The following is a 17,076-nucleotide window of genomic DNA, read 5'->3' on the forward strand; positions in this document are numbered from 1 at the left end:
GGCCCGCCCGCAGCCTGGCCCCCGCCCCGCGCCCGCTTCCGGCCCGCGCGGGGCGGGGTACGACCGGGCCCGGTAAAGTGCGCACTCCACCCCACGCCTGCGGCAACGGCCCACGGGCCGAAGACGGTGAGGCCCCCCCGTGCTGACCCACTCGACAGCCCGCGTCCTGGAACCGGGTGATCTCGACGCCGCCCTCGAGGTGCTGCACCGCGACCCGGTCGCCAACGCGTTCGTCACCTCCCGGGTCAACATCGCCGGGCTCGACCCGTGGCGGCTCGGCGGCGAGATGTGGGGCTGGTACGAGGCCGGGCGGCTCGTCTCGCTGTGCTACGCGGGCGCCAACCTCGTCCCGATCTGCGCCACCCCCGAGGCGGTCGCCGCCTTCGCCGAACGCGCCCGCAGGTCCGGCCGCCGCTGCTCGTCCGTCGTCGGCCCGGCCGGTCCCACCGCCGACCTGTGGGCCCGGCTGGAGCCGCACTGGGGCCCGGCCCGCGAGGTGCGCCGCCACCAGCCGCTCATGACGACCCGCTCGCTGCCCGCGGGCATCGCGCCGGACCCGCTGGTGCGCCGGGTGCGCAAGGACGAGATGGACGTGATCATGCCCGCCTGCGTGGCGATGTTCACCGAGGAGGTCGGCGTCTCCCCGCTGGCCGGCGACGGAGGGCTGCTCTACCAGGCGAGGGTCGCCGAACTGGTCTCCAACGGGCGGGCGTTCGCACGCATCGAGGACGGCCAGGTGGTCTTCAAGGCGGAGGTCGGTGCCGTCACCCGGCAGACCTGCCAGATCCAGGGTGTCTGGGTGGCCCCGGCGTACCGCGGCCGTCGGCTGTCCGAGACGGGCATGGCCGCCGTCCTGAGCTACGCGCTGCGCGACGTGGCACCGGTCGTCAGCCTCTACGTCAACGACTTCAACACCCCGGCCCGCGCCGCCTACGAGCGCGTGGGCTTCACCGAGGTCGGCTCCTTCATGTCGGTGCTCTTCTAGGAGCCGGGCGTGCTCCCGGCAGGGCGCGCTAGGCCGTGTCCGGCAAATCCCGTCTGCCTGGCGGCGTCCGGCACGCACGCTTTCCCCCTGCCTTCGGCGGGAGGTACCCCCTGCGCTCTCTCCCCCTGGGCCTGGCGGTCCGGGAGGTGCCTCCACCCTCCGCCTTGCAATCCGGGGGTACCTCCCAGGCGAAGCTCTGGGGGAGCACCGGACACCGCCGGCCCCGCCCTGCGGGCGGACGACGCCATTCGTCAGACACGACCTGGCCTGCGCGATCATGAGCCGGGGGAGGCGGCGGGGTAGTCTCCGGGCCCATGGAGAACGTGGTGGTCGAGCCCGCCGATCTTGCCGCGCATGTCGACGAGGCCCTCGCCGTCCAGGCCGTCGCCTTCGGGCTCGGGCCCGAAGAGGTGGCCATCCGGCGGCAGATCGTCCTGCGGCACCTGGCCGACCCGGGCGCGCGGGCCCTCACCGCGCACACCCCCGGCGGGCGCATCGTCGGTTTCGTGTACGGGCTGCCCAACGACCGCGGCCACTGGTGGTCCAGCGTCGTGCAGCCGTACCTGCGTCGCGAGGGCAACGACGGCTGGCTGGACGACTCCTTCGTGATCACCGAGCTGCACGTGCTGCCCGACTTCCAGGGCCGTGGTCTGGGCCGTGCCCTGATCACCGCGCTCACCGACGCTGCGAGCGAGCCGCGCAGCATCCTGTCCGCCATCGACGCCGACACCCCCGCCCGGCACCTCTACCACGCGCTCGGTTACCGCGACCTGGCCCGCCCGGTGCACTTCCCCAGTGCCGCCCGCCCGTACGCCGTGATGGGCGCCCCGCTGCCGCTGCTGCGCTGAGCCGTACGCGGCCTCGCCTCCGGACGTGCGCCCGTACCGCGGCCCGTACCGGGGCACCCGCTACAGCCAGCTCGCGAACTCCAGCAGCAGCTCACCGTCCTCCCGCCCGCCGACGGACAGATACCACACGCCCGCCTCGACGGCGCGGAAGACGGACCAGCCGCGCAGCCGCTCCGCGTCCACCTCCAGGGCGTCCGCCAGCTTCGCGATCCGGCGCCGAGCGGTGCTCCGCGAGCCCGGCTGCGCGGCGAGCGTCGGCAGCCGGTCCCTGGCCAGCCACGCCAGGTCGAACGCCCGCTCACCGACCAGCGGCTTGGGGTCGATCGCCAGCCACGGCACCCGCTCGCCGGCCAGTACGTTGCCCTGGTGGTAGTCGCCGTGCAGCAGCACCGCCTCCACCTCGGCCGCGGAGACCGCGAGTTCGGCCTGCGCCGCCAGCGCCTCGTCGATCAGCGGCACCGCGTCGGCCGCGTAGGGCTCGTCGCGGCGCGTCCGCAGCAACTCGGCCAGCTCGCCGGTCATCCCGGCCACGGCACGGAACGGATGGTCCGCGGCGGGCGGCACCCACAGCCGCTGGAGCACCGCCTCGGCCTCCAGCAGCGCCTTCGCCTCGGCCAGCGAGCGCAGCGACACGTCGGCCTGCAGCCGTTCCAACAGCATCGCGCCCTCGTCCGGGTCGGCCCGCAGCAGCCGTACGGCGCCGCGCCCGTCCCAGTGCGCGAGCGCGGCGTGCTCGTGCTCGGTCTCCCGGTTGACCATGCCGACCTTGAGCACCGCCGGGTCGCCCTCCGCGGTGCGCACCAGCACGACCATGCTGATCTGGCCGCCGGCCGCGACGACCCGCTCCACGGTCAGCTCCCAGCGGTCCAGCAGCCGGGCCACCCGGCCGGGCAGTTGCCCGAGCCACGTACGGCCCGCCTCGCCCTCCCAGGCGGTGACCGTACGCACCAGCCGCTCCGGCGGCTGCGGGCCGTCCGCGGGCGGCTGCCCATGGTGCGCTGCTGAACCCATTCGCTGTGCCCTGCCCTCCGTGCGGCCTGTCGCTCGCCCGGCGGGCGCGTTCAGCCGCGTTCCGCCAGACCCGGGAAGGCTACGCTGCCGCCGCGCCACCGTACGGCACGCACCGCCGCGTCACGCATCGCCGAGGCCGCGTCCTGCCGCAGGCCCCCCAGCGCTGTGCGCACCACGTCGCCGTACGCGCCCGCCACGTGCTCCTCGACGTAGGCCGCGAGCCTGGCCGCGGACTCCGGGCCGGTCACCGTGAAGGGCAGCGTGTAGCCGGCCGGCTCGGCGGCGGGGGAGACGCCGAGGTCGGCGACCGTGCGGACCAGGGCGTCGCGGCGGGCGCGGTGGGCGTCGTAGCCCTGCCGCGCGTCGGCCTGCCGGGAGCCGGTCAGATGGCCGCCGACTACGCCGTAGCCGTACACCGCGGCGTATTCGGCGGCCAGCGCCGCCTGCACCGCGTCGATGACCGCGTTCACCGATCCACCGCCTCAGCCCTCGTGCCCGTCGTCACTCGTGGTTCCGTCCCCGCCCTTTTCGGCCTCGCCGCTCTTGTCCGGCTTGCCCGTCCTGCCCGGCTTGCCGCTCAGCAGCGCCGCGTGACCCGCGCCGCAGGCGGCGACGGACGCGAGCAGCCGGGCCAGCCCGCCCGGCACGGTCAGCAGCGTGGCCGCCCTGGCGTCGGCCAGCGTGCGCTCGGCGGCGGCCAGCGCGGCGAGCGCCTCCTTGGTCGAGGTCGCCGTGCCGGCGGCGGACGGCTTCGCCCCGGCGGCGGGCGGGGTGCCGCCGAAGGCCTCGACGTGCCGGGCGACCTCGGCCCGCAGTGGGGCCAGGCGGGCGGCGAGCGAGGGGTGCGCCGCGGCGGCGGCGTCGTACCGCCCGAGCAGGTCCGTGCTGTCGCGCACCGCCCGGGCCTGCTCCGCGGTGCCGGGCGGCACTGCCGCCTGCTGCCGCGGGCCCGCGCCGCCCTTGCCGTCGGTGCCGGTCGTGTCCGTCGAGCACCCGGTGCCGACTGCCGCGACCGCCGCCGCCATCACGCTCCGCCTGCTCAGCCGAGCCGCCGCCTCCGGGATCATGGGGGGAGTGTACGGGTGCCGGAGTGGCGCGGTGCGCCGCCCCGGCTCGGGTAGCCTTGCCTTTACACGCGACCTTCCACCACAACAGCACACGCGGCCGAGGAGTCACCCGGATGAGCACCACCCAGAGCGAGAGGCTGCGCGCGCTGTTCGAGCCCCTTGTCGACAAAGCGGGTCTCGAACTGGAAGAGGTCACGCTGAGTGCCTCCGGCCGCCGCCGCCAGCTGCTGGTCGTGGTGGATTCCGAGGAAGGCGTCCAGCTCGACGCAGTGGCCGAGATCAGCCGCTCGCTGTCGCAGGCGCTGGACGCCTCGGACGTGATGGGCGAGGCGGAGTACGTCCTGGAGGTCACCTCGCCGGGCACCGACCGGCCGCTGACCGAGCCCCGGCACTTCCGCCGCAACACCGGACGGCTGGTGAAGCTGGCGCTCAAGGAGCGCGGCGAGCTGATCGCACGGATCATGGCGGTGGACGAGGCGGGCCTCGACCTGGAGGTGCCGGGCGTGAAGGGCCGCAAGCCCAAGCCCGCCCGGGCGGACTTCGCGGAGATCGCGAAGGCCCGGGTCGAGGTCGAGTTCACCCGCCGCGACGGCGCCCCCGGTGACGCGGTCGGCGACGGCGACACGGATTTCGACACCGAACCTGACGACAGCGACAGCGACATCGACGAGACGACCGAGGAGGCGTAGCCGTGGACATCGACATGAAGGCCCTGCGGGGTCTGGTGCAGGAGCGGCAGATCTCTTTCGACCTGCTGGTCGAGGCCATCGAGTCGGCGCTGCTGATCGCCTACCACCGCGAGCCCGGCAGCCACCGGCGCGCCCGGGTGGAGTTGGACCGCACCAGCGGGCACGTGACGGTGTGGGCCACCGAGGAGCCGGACGAGGTCGCCGAGGGCGCCGAGCCCCGTGAATTCGACGACACGCCCTCGGGCTTCGGCCGGATCGCCGCGTCGACCGCCAAGCAGGTGATCCTGCAGCGGCTGCGCGACGCCGAGGACGACGTGACCTTCGGCGAGTACGCCGGCCGCGAGGGCGACATCGTCACCGGTGTCGTCCAGCAGGGCAAGGACCCCAAGAACGTGCTGGTCGACATCGGCAAGCTGGAGGCCCTGCTGCCGGTGCAGGAACAGGTACCCGGCGAGGAGTACAAGCACGGCACCCGGCTGCGGACGTACGTCGTGCGGGTGGCCAAGGGCGTCCGCGGCCCGCAGGTCACGCTGTCGCGCACGCACCCCAACCTGGTGAAGAAGCTCTTCGCGCTGGAGGTGCCGGAGATCGCCGACGGCTCGGTGACCATCGAGGCCATCGCGCGAGAGGCCGGCCACCGCACCAAGATCGCGGTCCGCTCCGGGCGCTCAGGGCTCAACGCCAAGGGCGCGTGCATCGGCCCGATGGGCGCCCGGGTGCGCGCGGTGATGGCCGAGCTGAACGGCGAGAAGATCGACATCGTCGACTGGTCGGACGACCCGGCCGAGATGGTGGCGAACGCGCTGTCGCCCGCCCGGGTGTCCCGGGTCGAGGTGGTGGACGCGGGTGCCCGCTCCGCGCGGGTGACGGTGCCCGACTACCAGCTGTCACTGGCCATCGGCAAGGAGGGCCAGAACGCCCGGCTCGCCGCGCGGCTCACCGGATGGCGGATCGACATCCGCCCCGACACCGAGGGCGCCGAGCAGCCCCCGTCCGGCGGCCAGTCACCGGTGCAGGCGCGTCCGGAAGGCTGAAACCCCACCCCTGCGCGGCCGGATCGCGTGCCCCGCGGGACGAACCAGAAACGAACAGCCGTACGTGGGCACACTCGAAGGAGTGACGTCCGTGCGGGGAGGTAGACTAAAGAGTGTCTGGTCGGACGCTGTCGTCAGCATGCCCGGAGCGTACGTGCGTCGGGTGCCGTCAGCGAGCGGCCAAGAGCGAACTGCTGCGTGTGGTGATGAGCGGGGACGCCTGCGTTCCCGATCGTCGCGGTACGCTGCCCGGTCGGGGTGCTTATGTGCATCCCGCCCTTGCCTGCCTTGACCTGGCGGTACGCCGCCGGGCGTTCAACCGGGCCTTCAAAAGCCCGGTCGCGCCCGACACCGCGGAAGTGCGCCGGTTTGTCGAGCAGCAGGCAGCCCCGTAAGAAGGCAGTGAAGAAGTACGGCACGGGTCCTCCCGTGCGATCAGGTACCTCGCGAGATGGAAGTAGGTCGAGATTGCGATGAGCACTCGATGAGTACGCGATGAGTACGCCCATGAAGTAGCGACGGTCCGGTGGACACCCCGGACCTAAAAGGAGCGATGTGGCTAAGGTCCGGGTCTACGAACTCGCCAAGGAGATGGGAGTTGAGAGCAAGGTCGTCATGGCCAAGCTCCAAGAACTCGGCGAGTTCGTCCGTTCGGCGTCCTCGACCATCGAGGCACCGGTCGTCCGTAAACTGACCGACGCTTTCCAGGGACCGGGCGGCGGCAACGCCGGCAAGTCCGCTGCGAAGCCCTCGGCGCCGCGCAAGAGCGCGCCCGCCAAGCCGGCTGCCCCCACCCCGGGTGCGCCGGCCCGTCCTGCTGCCCCGGCGCCCAAGCCGGCCGGCGGCTCCACCCCCGCGGCCCCCGCCGCGCCGGGAAGCGGCTCCGCGCCGTCCTCCGGCCCGCGGCCCGGCCCCGGTGCGCCCAAGCCCGGTCCTGCCGCGCCGAAGCCCAGCCCCGCCGCCCCTGTGCCGGCCGCTGAGTTCCAGGCGCCGCCCGCCGCGCCCCCGGCGAACCAGAACCAGGGCCAGAACCAGCAGAGCCGTTCCGGCCCCACCCCCGGTCCGCGCCCGGCGCGTCCCGCGCAGGGCGGCGGCCAGCGTGACGGCGGCCAGCGTGACGGTCGTGACGGCCGTGACTCCGGCACCCGTCCCGGCGGGCGCCCCGCGCCCGGCCAGGGCGGTGCCCCGCGTCCCGGCGCGCCGCGTCCCGCGGGTCCGCGTCCGGGCAACAACCCCTTCACGTCCGGCTCCACCGGTATGCCGCGCCCCGGTGGCGCGCCGCGTCCCGGTGGCGGCCAGGGCGGCGCTCCGCGCCCGGCAGGGCCCGGCGGCGGCGCCCCGCGTCCCGGCGGCGCTCCGCGTCCGGCTCCGGGCCAGGGAGCTCCGGGCGCCGGCGGTGCCCGCCCGAGCCCGGGCGGCATGCCCCGTCCGCAGGGCTCCGGCCCGCGCCCGAACCCGGGCATGATGCCGCAGCGTCCCGCTCCGTCCCCCGGTGGCCGTCCCGGCGGTCCCGGTGGCCGTCCCGGCGGTCCGGGCGGTCGTCCCGGCGGTCCGGGCGGTCGTCCCGGCGGTGGCGGTGGCGGCGGCTTCGCCGGTCGTCCGGCCGGTCCCGGCAGCCGTCCCGGCGGTGGCGGTGGCGGCTTCGGCGGCCCGCGTCCCGGCGGCGGTGCCGGCGGTGGCGGCGGCGGCTTCGGTCCCCGTCCCGGCGGTTTCGGCGGTCGCCCCGGCGGCCCCGGCGGCCGAGGCGGCACACAGGGTGCGTTCGGGCGCGGCCCGGGCGGACGCCCGGCGCGCGGCCGTAAGAGCAAGCGCCAGCGGCGCCAGGAGTACGAGGCCATGCAGGCCCCGTCCGTGGGCGGCGTGCTGCTGCCCCGCGGCAACGGCCAGACCGTGCGCCTGTCGCGCGGTGCCTCGCTCACCGACTTCGCCGAGAAGATCAACGCCAACCCGGCGTCGCTCGTCCAGGTGATGCTCAACCTCGGTGAGATGGTCACGGCCACCCAGTCGGTCTCGGACTCCACCCTGGAGCTGCTGGCCGGCGAGATGAACTACGTGCTGGAGATCGTCAGCCCGGAGGAGGAGGACCGCGAGCTGCTCGAGTCCTTCGACATCGAGTTCGGCGAGGACGAGGGCGGCGAGGAAGCGCTCCAGCCGCGTCCGCCGGTCGTCACCGTCATGGGTCACGTCGACCACGGCAAGACCCGCCTGCTCGACGCGATCCGCAAGACCAACGTGGTCGCGGGCGAGGCCGGCGGCATCACCCAGCACATCGGCGCCTACCAGGTCGCCACGGACGTCAACGGTGAAGAGCGCAGGATCACCTTCATCGACACCCCGGGTCACGAGGCGTTCACCGCCATGCGTGCCCGCGGTGCGAAGTCCACCGACATCGCGATCCTGGTGGTCGCGGCCAACGACGGCGTCATGCCGCAGACGATCGAGGCGCTGAACCACGCCAAGGCGGCCGACGTGCCGATCGTGGTCGCGGTCAACAAGATCGACGTCGAGGGCGCGGACCCGACGAAGGTGCGCGGCCAGCTGACCGAGTTCGGCCTGGTGGCGGAGGAGTACGGCGGCGACACGATGTTCGTCGACATCTCCGCCAAGCAGGGCCTGAACATCGACGCGCTGCTCGAAGCGGTGATCCTCACCGCGGACGCCTCGCTCGACCTGCGGGCCAACCCGGAGCAGGACGCGCAGGGCATCGCGATCGAGGCCCACCTGGACAAGGGCCGCGGCGCTGTCGCGACCGTCCTCGTCCAGCGCGGCACGCTGCGGGTCGGCGACACGATGGTCGTCGGCGACGCCTACGGCCGCGTGCGCGCCATGCTCGACGACAAGGGCGAGAACGTGGACGAGGCGACTCCGTCGACCCCGGTCCTCGTCCTCGGTCTGACCAACGTGCCCGGCGCCGGCGACAACTTCCTGGTCGTCGACGAGGACCGCACCGCCCGGCAGATCGCCGAGAAGCGCGCGGCCCGCGAGCGCAACGTCCGCTTCGCCCGCAAGGGCGTGCGGTTCTCCCTGGAGAACCTGGACGAGGCCCTCAAGGCCGGTCTGGTGCAGGAACTCAACCTCATCATCAAGGGCGACGCGTCCGGTTCGGTCGAGGCCCTCGAGTCCTCGCTGCTCCAGCTCGACGTCGGTGAGGAGGTCGACATCCGGGTGCTGCACCGCGGTGTGGGTGCGGTCACCGAGTCGGACATCGACCTGGCGACCGGCTCCGACGCCATCGTCATCGGCTTCAACGTCCGCGCGGCCGGCCGTGCCGCGCAGATGGCCGAGCGCGAGGGCGTGGACGTCCGCTACTACTCGGTGATCTACCAGGCCATCGAGGAGATCGAAGCGGCGCTCAAGGGCATGCTCAAGCCGGAGTACGAGGAGGTCGAGCTCGGCACCGCGGAGATCCGCGAGGTCTTCCGCTCCTCCAAGCTCGGCAACATCGCCGGTGTGCTGGTCCGCTCCGGCGAGGTCCGGCGCAACACCAAGGCCCGCCTGCTCCGCGACGGCAAGGTCATCGCGGAGAACCTCAACATCGAGGGCCTGCGCCGCTTCAAGGACGACGTCACCGAGATTCGTGAGGGTTACGAGGGCGGTATCAACCTCGGCAACTACAACGACATCAAGATCGACGACGTCATCGCGACGTACGAGATGCGCGAGAAGCCGCGCGGCTGACACGCGTCAAGGGGCCGGGGCCGGTCGGCGGGAGAAATCCCGTCGATGGGCCCCGGCCGTCGCCTGTACCGTCGTATCCATGTATGCAGGCACATTGCGTTTCGACCTGCTCCTGGGTGACGTACGGTCCCTGAAGGAGAAGCGGTCGGTGGTCCGTCCGATCGTCGCCGAGCTGCACCGGAGGTTCGGTGTGAGCGTGGCCGAGACCGGGGAGCAGGACCTCTACCGCAGGGCAGAGATAGGACTCGCGGTGGTGTCCGGCGACCTCGGGCACGTCAAGGACGTACTCGACCGGTGCGAGCGCTGGATGTTCGACCGTCCCGAGGTGGACCTGCTGTCGGCACGGCAGCGGATCCACGGCGACGACGACTGAGCGGCCGGGAGCACGCCGGCCGGCCGGGTGACCGCCGGGCGGCGGCTCCCCGCCGCCGAGCACGACGAACCAGGACAGAGAGAGAAGAAGACGATGACCGACACCGCGCGGGCGCGCAAGCTGGCCGACCGCATCCGGGTCGTGGTCGCCGAGACCCTGCAGCGGCGGATCAAGGACCCGCGGCTGGGCTACGTGACGATCACCGACACCCGGGTCACCGGCGACCTGCGGGAGGCGACGGTCTTCTACACGGTCTACGGCGACGACGAGGAGCGGGCCGCCTCCGCCGCGGCCCTGGAGAGCGCCAAGGGCGTGCTGCGGTCCGAGGTCGGGCGGCAGACCGGGGTGCGCTTCACGCCCACCCTCGCCTTCGTGGCCGACGCCCTGCCGGACAACGCGCGCACCATCGACGACCTGCTCGCGAAGGCGCGGGCGGCCGACGCGGAGGTCCGCAAGACCGCCACGGACGCGCAGTACGCCGGAGACGCGGACCCGTACCGCAAACCCGCGGACGCGGATCTCGACGACGACGAGCCGGAGGAGTCGGACGGCGCCGAGGGTTCTGCGGGTGCCGAGGGTGCCGAGGGTGCCCAGGGTGCTGAGGACGCTGAGGGCTCCGCCGGTTCCGAGGGCGGTACGTCGCAGGCATGACGCGTCCCCCCGCCCCGTCCGGGCTCGTCGTCGTCGACAAGCCGGGCGGGCTCACCTCGCACGGCGTGGTCTCCCGGCTGCGCCGCTTCGCAGGCACCCGCCGGGTCGGCCACGCCGGCACACTCGACCCCATGGCCACTGGCGTGCTCGTCGTCGGCGTGGAGAAGGCCACCCGGCTGCTCGGCCACCTCGCGCTGACCGAGAAGGAGTACGCCGCCACCATCCGGCTCGGCCAGGCCACCGTCACCGACGACGCGGAGGGCGAGGTCACCGCATCCGCGCCGCCCGCAGCCGTCGCGGCGGTCACCCGTGAAGCCGTCGACGCGGGAATCGCCGCGCTCACCGGGCCGATCCAGCAGGTCCCGTCGAAGGTCAGCGCGATCAAGGTCAACGGCGTGCGGTCCTACACCCGGGTGCGGGAGGGCGAGGAGTTCGAGCTCGCGGCGCGGCCGGTGACCGTGCACTCCTTCACCGTCCAGGACGTGCGGCCCGGCGCGCCGGACGAGGGTGTCCTCGACCTGGACGTCACGGTCGTCTGCTCGTCGGGTACGTACATCCGCGCGCTGGCCCGTGACCTGGGAGCGGGCCTCGGCGTCGGCGGCCACCTCACGGCACTGCGCCGCACGCGGGTCGGCCCCTACGACCTGAGCGGTGCGCGCACCCTCGACGAGCTGGCCGACTCCTTCGCCGTCCTCCCCCTGGAGGACGCCGCGGCCGCCGCCTTCCCCCGTTGGGACGTCGATCCCGCACAGGCGCAGCTCCTCTCCCACGGGGTCCGCATCGCCGTCCCCGAGCTCCCCCCCGGCCCGACCGCCGCGTTCGCCCCCGACGGCCGCCTGCTGGCCCTCGTCGAACCTCACGACGGCCAGGCCCGCATCCTCGCGGGCTTCCCCTCCTGACGGCGGGGGCTCGCCCCGGGGCGCCACTTGCGGATGTTGCCGCGCCCTTGCGCCGGTGGGGTTGCGCGCGCCGTTCCCCGCGTCCCTGACGGATCACGCCCTCCGCCGGGGGCAGCGCCCGGCAAGGGCGCGGGGAACCGTGAGACAAGCCCCCGCCCGCGGAAAGGCGCGACACCGCTGCAAGCGGCACCCCGACGCGAAAGGGCGCGGGGGAACTACGCGCGCAACCATCCTCGTGGCGAAGGTTCCGCGACGGCGAGTCGTGGCAGCCCGCGGCTCCGGGGCCGGCTCCGGCAGGGGCAGCGCTCATCGGCGCGGGCCGAGCGTTTTGCAGGGGCGCGGGGAATTCCGCGCGCGCAACCCCCACCGGCAGACGGCCGCGGTAAGGCCGCGCCAGGCACTCCGGGGCCCCAGCGGCGGAGCGGGAAGGCGGCAGCCCCCCGAATGGCGGAGCGCGCGGTGCGAAACCGCGGCGCACAGGTGGCGTTACCCCCTGCGACCGTCGCCCTGCGACACCGCGCCCCGTACCGTCGAAGCGGGACGAACTGGGCACGGCGGTACGGGGGAGGCGACGCCCGAATGACGGCGGCAGCAGCGGCAGCTGCGAAAGGCGGCGGACCGGACGCCGCGCTGATCCGGGTGTGCGACCTCGCGGGCCGCCCCCGCGGCACCGGCTTCCTCGCCGACGGCGTCGGCACGATGGTGACCAGCCACGAGGCCGTCGACGGCCTCGCCCGCCTCGTCCTGCACGCTCCGGGCGGCCGGCTCTGCCTGGCGGAGTCCGCCGCGATCACCCCGCTGCCCGAGCAGGGCCTCGCACTGGTGGCCACCGAGGGCCTGGGTGTGCCGCCGCTCCCGATCGCGACGGGCGGCCCGGCCCACCCCGATGGGCGGATACGGGTACGGCTGCCGCACCGCACGGACGGCGCGGTCATCGGCACGGCCGCGGTGACCTATACCGCGACCGACCGCTTCCACCTGATCGAGGACGTCTACGAACTCGCCCTGAACGGCGCCGACATGAGCCGGGTCGCACCGCAGGCCTCGGGCGCGCCGGTGATCGACGCGGCGACCGGCGCGGTGCTCGGCGTCGTCGCGACGGCGCTGCACACCGGTCACCGGGCCGCGGGTTTCGCGCTGCGGCTGCGCCCCGCGTGCGCCCCGCCCGCCCTCGCCGGTCTGCTGGACCGCAACGCCGTGACCGTGCCCGGCTACGGACCGCACCTCAATCTCGCGGGCGCCCTGCAGCTCACCGCGACCTCGGTCGGCACGGCAACCGGCCCGGGGGAGTGGCGCGAGCCCGTCGCGCGGCCCGACGTGGCCGGAGCGCTCCAGGATTTCCTCGCACCGGGCGACGACGCCCCGCTGGTGCTGGGACTGGTCGGCGAGCCGGGCAGCGGCCGCAGCACCGAGCTGGCCCGGCTCGCCGCCCGGCGGGCCCGCGGCCCGCTGCCCGCGCCGACCGTGTGGCTGCGCGGCGCCGAACTGCGGCCCGCGGACGGCGGGGTGCGGGACGCGGTCGAGCGCTCGCTGCGCACCGCCGCCCGTATCGTCGGCGCCGCGGCGTCCGGCGAGCCGGCGTACGCGTCGCCCGACGCCGTCGCCGGACTGGCCCGGGCCGCGGGCCGCCCGCTGCTGATCCTGCTGGACGCGCCGGAGGAGATGCCGCCGGTGCTGGCGCACGCGCTGGCCGACTGGGCGGCGGGCACCGCGGGCTGGCTGCGCGCGGGGAACGCCCGGCTGGTCGTCGCCTGCCGCCCGGAGTTCTGGGACAGTGCCGGCCGGCTGCTCCCGCCCGCGCTGCTGTACCGGCCGGCGGGCGTGCCGAACGAGCCGGGCGCCCCCGTGCTGCCCCCCTGCCTGCGGCTCGGCGACCTGGACGGCGCGCAGGCCGCGGCCGCCCGCGTGCGCTACGGCGTCCCCGAGGGCGCCCTGGACGAGGCGGACGCCGTGCACCCGCTGACGCTGCGCCTGCTGTCCGAGGTGCGGGCGGCCCTGCCGGAGGACGCGGGCGGCAGCCCCTCCCGGGCGGAGGTCTTCGCCGCGCACCTCGACCTGGTGTGCCTGCGCATCGCGGTACGGCTCGCGGCCGCCGCCGAGCCACCGGTACGGGGCGGCGGGGTGCGGCGGCTGGCCGCGCGGGTCGCCGGACAGGTCCACGAGGCGGCCAGGCGCTGCCTCGGCCCCGGGCAGGGCGAGCTGGACCGGGAGGCCTTCGAGGAGCTCTTCCCGTGGCGTACGGGCTGGGCCTCGGCCGTACTGACCGAGGGCCTGCTCGTGCCCGCGGGCGCGGGCTACCGCTTCGCCCACGAGGAGGCCGCCGACTGGCTGCAGGCCCTGCACCTGGACCTCGACGCGGCCTTGCACGCCCTGGTGCACCGCTGGTTCGCGCTGCCGGCCGCGGCCCCTGCCGAGGCGCCCGTCCGGCTGCCGTCCCGCCCCGCGGCCCGTGCCGGGCAACCGCCGCCGGTGCCGCCCGCCCCGCCCGTCGCGCCGCCGTCGGCGCCCCGCTCCCTGCCGGTGCCGCGGCACCGTGCGGGCCCGGTGGTGCAGGCGCTGCTCGCGGCGCCGCCGGACGCGCTGGGCCGGCATCTGGCGGGCCTGCTCCAGGCACTGGACCGGCGAACCCCGCCACCCACCCGCTGCACGCCGCGCAAGCCCGCGATGCCGGCTGCGCCCGTCCCCGGACTCGACCTCGACGCGGACACCGTCCCCCACCCCCGCGCGCCCCGCCCCGTGCGCCCCGAGGCTCCCGCCGCCCCGCACGGCGTGCCCGCATGGCTGGCCCGGGGCATCGAGGGCGGCCCGCCGGCCCGCCCCGCACGGCGTGCACACCGTGGCGGCCGGACGCAGGAGCCACCGCCCTGGCCCGGCTGGGGCTCGCCGGGGCCGGGAGGCCGCCCGGCAGGACGGGCGTGGGGGCTGCCGCACGGCGACCCTGCCGTGTCCGCGCCGGGCGGCACGGACGACCCGAGCGGCGAGGGCGTGACCCTCGCCGGGCCCGGTACGGCGGCATGGCGGCCCGCGGGCCGGGGACATCCCGGCGCCGATCCGCACGCCGCGCCGCCCGCAGCGTGGCGGCAGGGCGGCGAGCCCGGCGGGTGGCCGGAGGAGGTGGTACCCGCGGGACGGGTCGCCGTGCCGGGACCGGCCGAGCGGCAGGGCGACGCCCTGTGGTGGGCGGCGCATCTGCTGCGCGAGGTGCTGCTGCGGCTGCCCGACGCCGAGGTCTGCCTCGACGTGCTGCGCGACCTGGCCGCGCGCGTCGCGGTGCGGGCGGTCGAGCGCGGCGGCTTCACCCCGGAAGGCATGGGCGGCCTCGGCGACTTCGGGCCGTGGTTCTGGCGCCGGGTCCGGCTGCCGCTCGCCGAGCGCCTCGACCTGCTGCGTCTGCTGCTCCCCGCCGACGGGCCGCCGGGCAGCCCGTCCGGCGGCCGGACCGGAAGTGCCGCCGGCGGCACGGACCGTACCGACCGCTTCCTGACCGCCGTCGCCGACCTGCTGTGCGCGACGCCCGCCGCGGTACTGCCCGTCGTGTGCGGCTGGTTCGACGACGACCGCCCGCTCCAGGCGCCGCCGGGCATGCCGGGGCCCCGGCTGACCGTGGCCTCCGCGGCGCAGGCCCTGCTGCACACCCACCGCGGGCTCGCCGTGGACGACCTGACCGAGGCCCTTGTCGCCGCCGCTCACCCCTGCGCCGACGAACTGCTCGCCGCCCTCGCCGAGGACGAGCCGTCGGCGGTGTGCAGGGCCGTGGACCGCTGGGCGCACGACCCGCGCCCCGTGCGCCACGCCGCGGCCGCCGCGTACGGGCCGCGTACGGCGCTCGCCGTCCGCTCCGGCGCCGACCAGGAGCTGCTCCGCTACGCCGCCCTCGCCATCCTGTCCCGCCCCGGCGACGCCTCGCTGCACGGCGCGGCACTCGGCATGCTCGTCCGGGACCCGGCCACCCGCGGCCGCCACCTGCCCGCCGCGCTCGACCGCTTCGCTGCCGCCGACCCCCGGCTGCCAGCCGCTGCCCTCGCCGCGGCCCTGCCAACCCACCCCGAGCCGGTGCTCGCCGCCTTCCGGACCCGGTTGCGGTCCGCGCTGCCCGACCGCGACGAGGCGGACCTCCTGGCGGAGCTGGCCGCCGTGACCGAGCCGGCGCTCGCGCGCCGGACGGCCGCGATGGTCCAGGACCACCTGCGCTACCGCCCGGCCGGCGCGGCGGGGGCCGCCCGCTTCCTGGACGTGCGGCTCGAACAGGGCCCCGGCGTCCGATCCGTCGTTCTGCCACTCACCACAGCGCTGCTGCGCGAGCACTCCGCCCCCGTACGCGGCGCCCTCGTCGCTGTCCTGGCCGCACCGGGAAGCCATCTGTCCCGCCCGCTGCGGCAGGAGCTGCTGGACGTCGCGCTGGAGACCGAGCGCGACCCCGACGTGCTCGACGCGCTCCTGACCGCGGCGGTCGGCGGTGCGGGCCGCCGGCCCCCGCCCCTCACCCACGATCTGGTCCGCCGGGTCGCCCTGCTGCTCGGCCGCACTCCGGAAGGGGCCGCGCGCTTTGACCGCCGCGTCGTCGAACTGGCCCTCACCACCCCCGATTTCGCGCGGCTCCTGCTGACCTGGCTCACCGACACGGCCATCTGGGACCCGCTCCTCGGCCCCAGCGCCCGCCGCCGCCTCGCCCGCACCCCGTGACCCGCCGGGCAGCACGCGCCGCGTAGGGCCGCCCCGCGCGGCGGATGTGTGCGGAATCGCGAGCCCCCGCCCAGGGGGGACGCGCGCCTGCGGCCACCGGCATGGCAGTCTTGGCCTTGCAGAAAAATGAGACTCAGTGATTCAGCGAGGAAGCGGAGCGTCAAGGTGCAGCGCTGGCGGGGATTGGATGACGTTCCCGGTGACTGGGGGCGCTGCGTCGTCACCATCGGTTCCTACGACGGAGTCCACCGCGGCCATCAGCTGATCATGGGCCGCGCGGTGCAGCGGGCGCACGAGCTGGGGATTCCGTCGGTGGTCGTGACCTTCGACCCGCACCCGAGCGAGGTCGTCCGGCCGGGCAGCCACCCGCCGCTGCTCTCCGCCCACCACCACCGCGCCGAGCTGGTCGCCGCCCTCGGTGTGGACGCCCTGCTGATCCTCCCCTTCACCAGCGAGTTCTCCCAGCTGTCGCCGAGCGACTTCATCCGCACCGTCCTGGTGGACGGCCTGCACGCCCGCCATGTCGTGGAGGGCCCCAACTTCCGCTTCGGCCACAAGGCGGCCGGCGACGTGGAGTTCCTCTCCGCGCTCGGCCTGAAGTACGACTACGAGCTGGAGGTCGTCGACCTGTACGTGCGCGGCGAGGCGGGCGGCGGCGAACCCTTCTCCTCCTCCCTGACCCGGCGGCTGATCGGCGCAGGCGACGTCGAGGGCGCCGCCGAGGTGCTGGGTCGCCCGCACCGCGTCGAGGGCGTCGTCGTCCGGGGCGCGCAGCGCGGCCGCGACCTCGGCTACCCGACGGCCAACGTCGAGACGCTGCCGCACACCGCCATCCCCGCCGACGGCGTCTACGCGGGCTGGCTGCGGGTCGGCGACGAAGCCATGCCCGCCGCGATCTCGGTCGGCACCAACCCCACCTTCGACGGCACCGCCCGGACCGTCGAGGCCTACGCCATCGACCGCGTGGACCTGGACCTCTACGGCCTGCACGTCGCCGTCGACTTCCTCACCTACCTGCGAGGCATGGAGAAGTTCGACACGATCGAGGCGCTGCTGGAGCGGATGGCCGACGACGTGAAGCGGGCCCGCGACCTCGTCACCGCCGCCGAACAGGCCAAGGACCCCGCCGCGGAGGGCCCGCTCCCCGCCTGACCGCAT

Annotated in this window: 14 protein-coding genes; 11 read left to right on the forward strand and 3 right to left on the reverse strand. The window is 75.2% G+C overall.

What is annotated here, in order from left to right; genetic code table 11:
* The first annotated feature begins 139 nt into the window (after positions 1-139).
* Together IH54_RS0127015 and IH54_RS0127020 are read left to right on the forward strand one after the other, a co-directional pair.
* Positions 140-985 (forward strand): GNAT family N-acetyltransferase, encoded by an 846-nt coding sequence (locus tag IH54_RS0127015; RefSeq protein ID WP_031521621.1) that lies wholly within the window; start codon positions 140-142, stop codon positions 983-985.
* A 314-nt stretch (positions 986-1,299) separates the two neighbouring features.
* A complete protein-coding gene (locus IH54_RS0127020) occupies positions 1,300-1,833 on the forward strand; it encodes a GNAT family N-acetyltransferase (RefSeq protein WP_031521623.1) in 534 nt (177 codons plus the stop codon).
* Between the two features lie 60 nt (positions 1,834-1,893).
* Here IH54_RS0127020 and IH54_RS0127025 read toward each other — a convergent pair whose 3' ends face one another.
* From IH54_RS0127025 to IH54_RS0127035, 3 genes are read right to left on the reverse strand one after another with little or no spacing between them, the layout of a single operon-like run.
* On the reverse strand, positions 1,894-2,844 hold the full coding sequence (locus tag IH54_RS0127025) for an aminoglycoside phosphotransferase family protein (protein ID WP_043182385.1): 951 nt from the start codon (positions 2,842-2,844) through the stop codon (positions 1,894-1,896).
* A gap of 50 nt (positions 2,845-2,894) precedes the next feature.
* Positions 2,895-3,314, reverse strand: coding sequence for a ferritin-like domain-containing protein (locus IH54_RS0127030; RefSeq protein ID WP_031521627.1), 420 nt, complete (start codon positions 3,312-3,314; stop codon positions 2,895-2,897).
* A gap of 12 nt (positions 3,315-3,326) precedes the next feature.
* Positions 3,327-3,911 carry a hypothetical protein gene (locus IH54_RS0127035; protein ID WP_234343904.1) on the reverse strand — a complete coding sequence of 195 codons (585 nt, stop codon included), beginning with the start codon at positions 3,909-3,911 and terminating at the stop codon, positions 3,327-3,329.
* 113 nt (positions 3,912-4,024) lie between these two features.
* Here IH54_RS0127035 and rimP point away from each other — a divergent pair, with 113 nt between their 5' ends.
* From rimP to IH54_RS0127080, 9 genes are all read left to right on the forward strand, one after another.
* Positions 4,025-4,600 carry a ribosome maturation factor RimP gene (rimP, locus tag IH54_RS0127040; protein ID WP_031521632.1) on the forward strand — a complete coding sequence of 192 codons (576 nt, stop codon included), beginning with the start codon at positions 4,025-4,027 and terminating at the stop codon, positions 4,598-4,600.
* A gap of 2 nt (positions 4,601-4,602) precedes the next feature.
* A complete protein-coding gene (gene nusA / locus IH54_RS0127045) occupies positions 4,603-5,634 on the forward strand; it encodes a transcription termination factor NusA (protein ID WP_031521633.1) in 1,032 nt (343 codons plus the stop codon).
* Positions 5,635-5,747: 113 nt separating this feature from the next.
* Positions 5,748-6,029, forward strand: coding sequence for a YlxR family protein (locus IH54_RS43645; protein WP_078862551.1), 282 nt, complete (start codon positions 5,748-5,750; stop codon positions 6,027-6,029).
* A gap of 160 nt (positions 6,030-6,189) precedes the next feature.
* Positions 6,190-9,312 (forward strand): translation initiation factor IF-2, encoded by a 3,123-nt coding sequence (infB, locus tag IH54_RS43650; RefSeq protein WP_078862552.1) that lies wholly within the window; start codon positions 6,190-6,192, stop codon positions 9,310-9,312.
* Positions 9,313-9,391: 79 nt separating this feature from the next.
* On the forward strand, positions 9,392-9,685 hold the full coding sequence (locus IH54_RS0127055) for a DUF503 domain-containing protein (RefSeq protein WP_031521638.1): 294 nt from the start codon (positions 9,392-9,394) through the stop codon (positions 9,683-9,685).
* A gap of 93 nt (positions 9,686-9,778) precedes the next feature.
* On the forward strand, positions 9,779-10,336 hold the full coding sequence (gene rbfA, locus IH54_RS0127060) for a 30S ribosome-binding factor RbfA (RefSeq protein WP_031521640.1): 558 nt from the start codon (positions 9,779-9,781) through the stop codon (positions 10,334-10,336).
* Entirely contained in the window at positions 10,333-11,235 is a 903-nt protein-coding gene (truB, locus tag IH54_RS0127065) for a tRNA pseudouridine(55) synthase TruB (protein ID WP_031521643.1), read from the forward strand. Before rbfA ends, truB begins: the two co-directional genes overlap by 4 nt.
* 579 nt (positions 11,236-11,814) lie before the next feature.
* Positions 11,815-15,918 (forward strand): trypsin-like peptidase domain-containing protein, encoded by a 4,104-nt coding sequence (locus tag IH54_RS40255; protein ID WP_052397918.1) that lies wholly within the window; start codon positions 11,815-11,817, stop codon positions 15,916-15,918.
* Positions 15,919-16,083: 165 nt separating this feature from the next.
* Positions 16,084-17,070 (forward strand): bifunctional riboflavin kinase/FAD synthetase, encoded by a 987-nt coding sequence (locus IH54_RS0127080; RefSeq protein ID WP_052397919.1) that lies wholly within the window; start codon positions 16,084-16,086, stop codon positions 17,068-17,070.
* The last annotated feature ends 6 nt before the right edge of the window (positions 17,071-17,076 follow it).

Origin of the sequence: Streptomyces sp. NRRL F-5123 (genome assembly GCF_000721495.1) — a bacterium.
In the GTDB taxonomy this organism is placed as follows: domain Bacteria; phylum Actinomycetota; class Actinomycetes; order Streptomycetales; family Streptomycetaceae; genus Actinacidiphila.

What these genes read in the sequence shown, in the direction of transcription:
- IH54_RS0127035 (WP_234343904.1), bottom strand. Translation starts at nt 3,911, where the DNA reads ATGATCCCGGAGGCGGCGGCTCGGCTGAGCAGGCGGAGCGTGATGGCG.
- IH54_RS40255 (WP_052397918.1), top strand. Translation starts at nt 11,815, where the DNA reads ATGACGGCGGCAGCAGCGGCAGCTGCGAAAGGCGGCGGACCGGACGCC.
- IH54_RS0127055 (WP_031521638.1), top strand. Translation starts at nt 9,392, where the DNA reads ATGTATGCAGGCACATTGCGTTTCGACCTGCTCCTGGGTGACGTACGG.
- rimP (WP_031521632.1), top strand. Translation starts at nt 4,025, where the DNA reads ATGAGCACCACCCAGAGCGAGAGGCTGCGCGCGCTGTTCGAGCCCCTT.
- truB (WP_031521643.1), top strand. Translation starts at nt 10,333, where the DNA reads ATGACGCGTCCCCCCGCCCCGTCCGGGCTCGTCGTCGTCGACAAGCCG.
- IH54_RS0127020 (WP_031521623.1), top strand. Translation starts at nt 1,300, where the DNA reads ATGGAGAACGTGGTGGTCGAGCCCGCCGATCTTGCCGCGCATGTCGAC.
- IH54_RS0127025 (WP_043182385.1), bottom strand. Translation starts at nt 2,844, where the DNA reads ATGGGTTCAGCAGCGCACCATGGGCAGCCGCCCGCGGACGGCCCGCAG.
- rbfA (WP_031521640.1), top strand. Translation starts at nt 9,779, where the DNA reads ATGACCGACACCGCGCGGGCGCGCAAGCTGGCCGACCGCATCCGGGTC.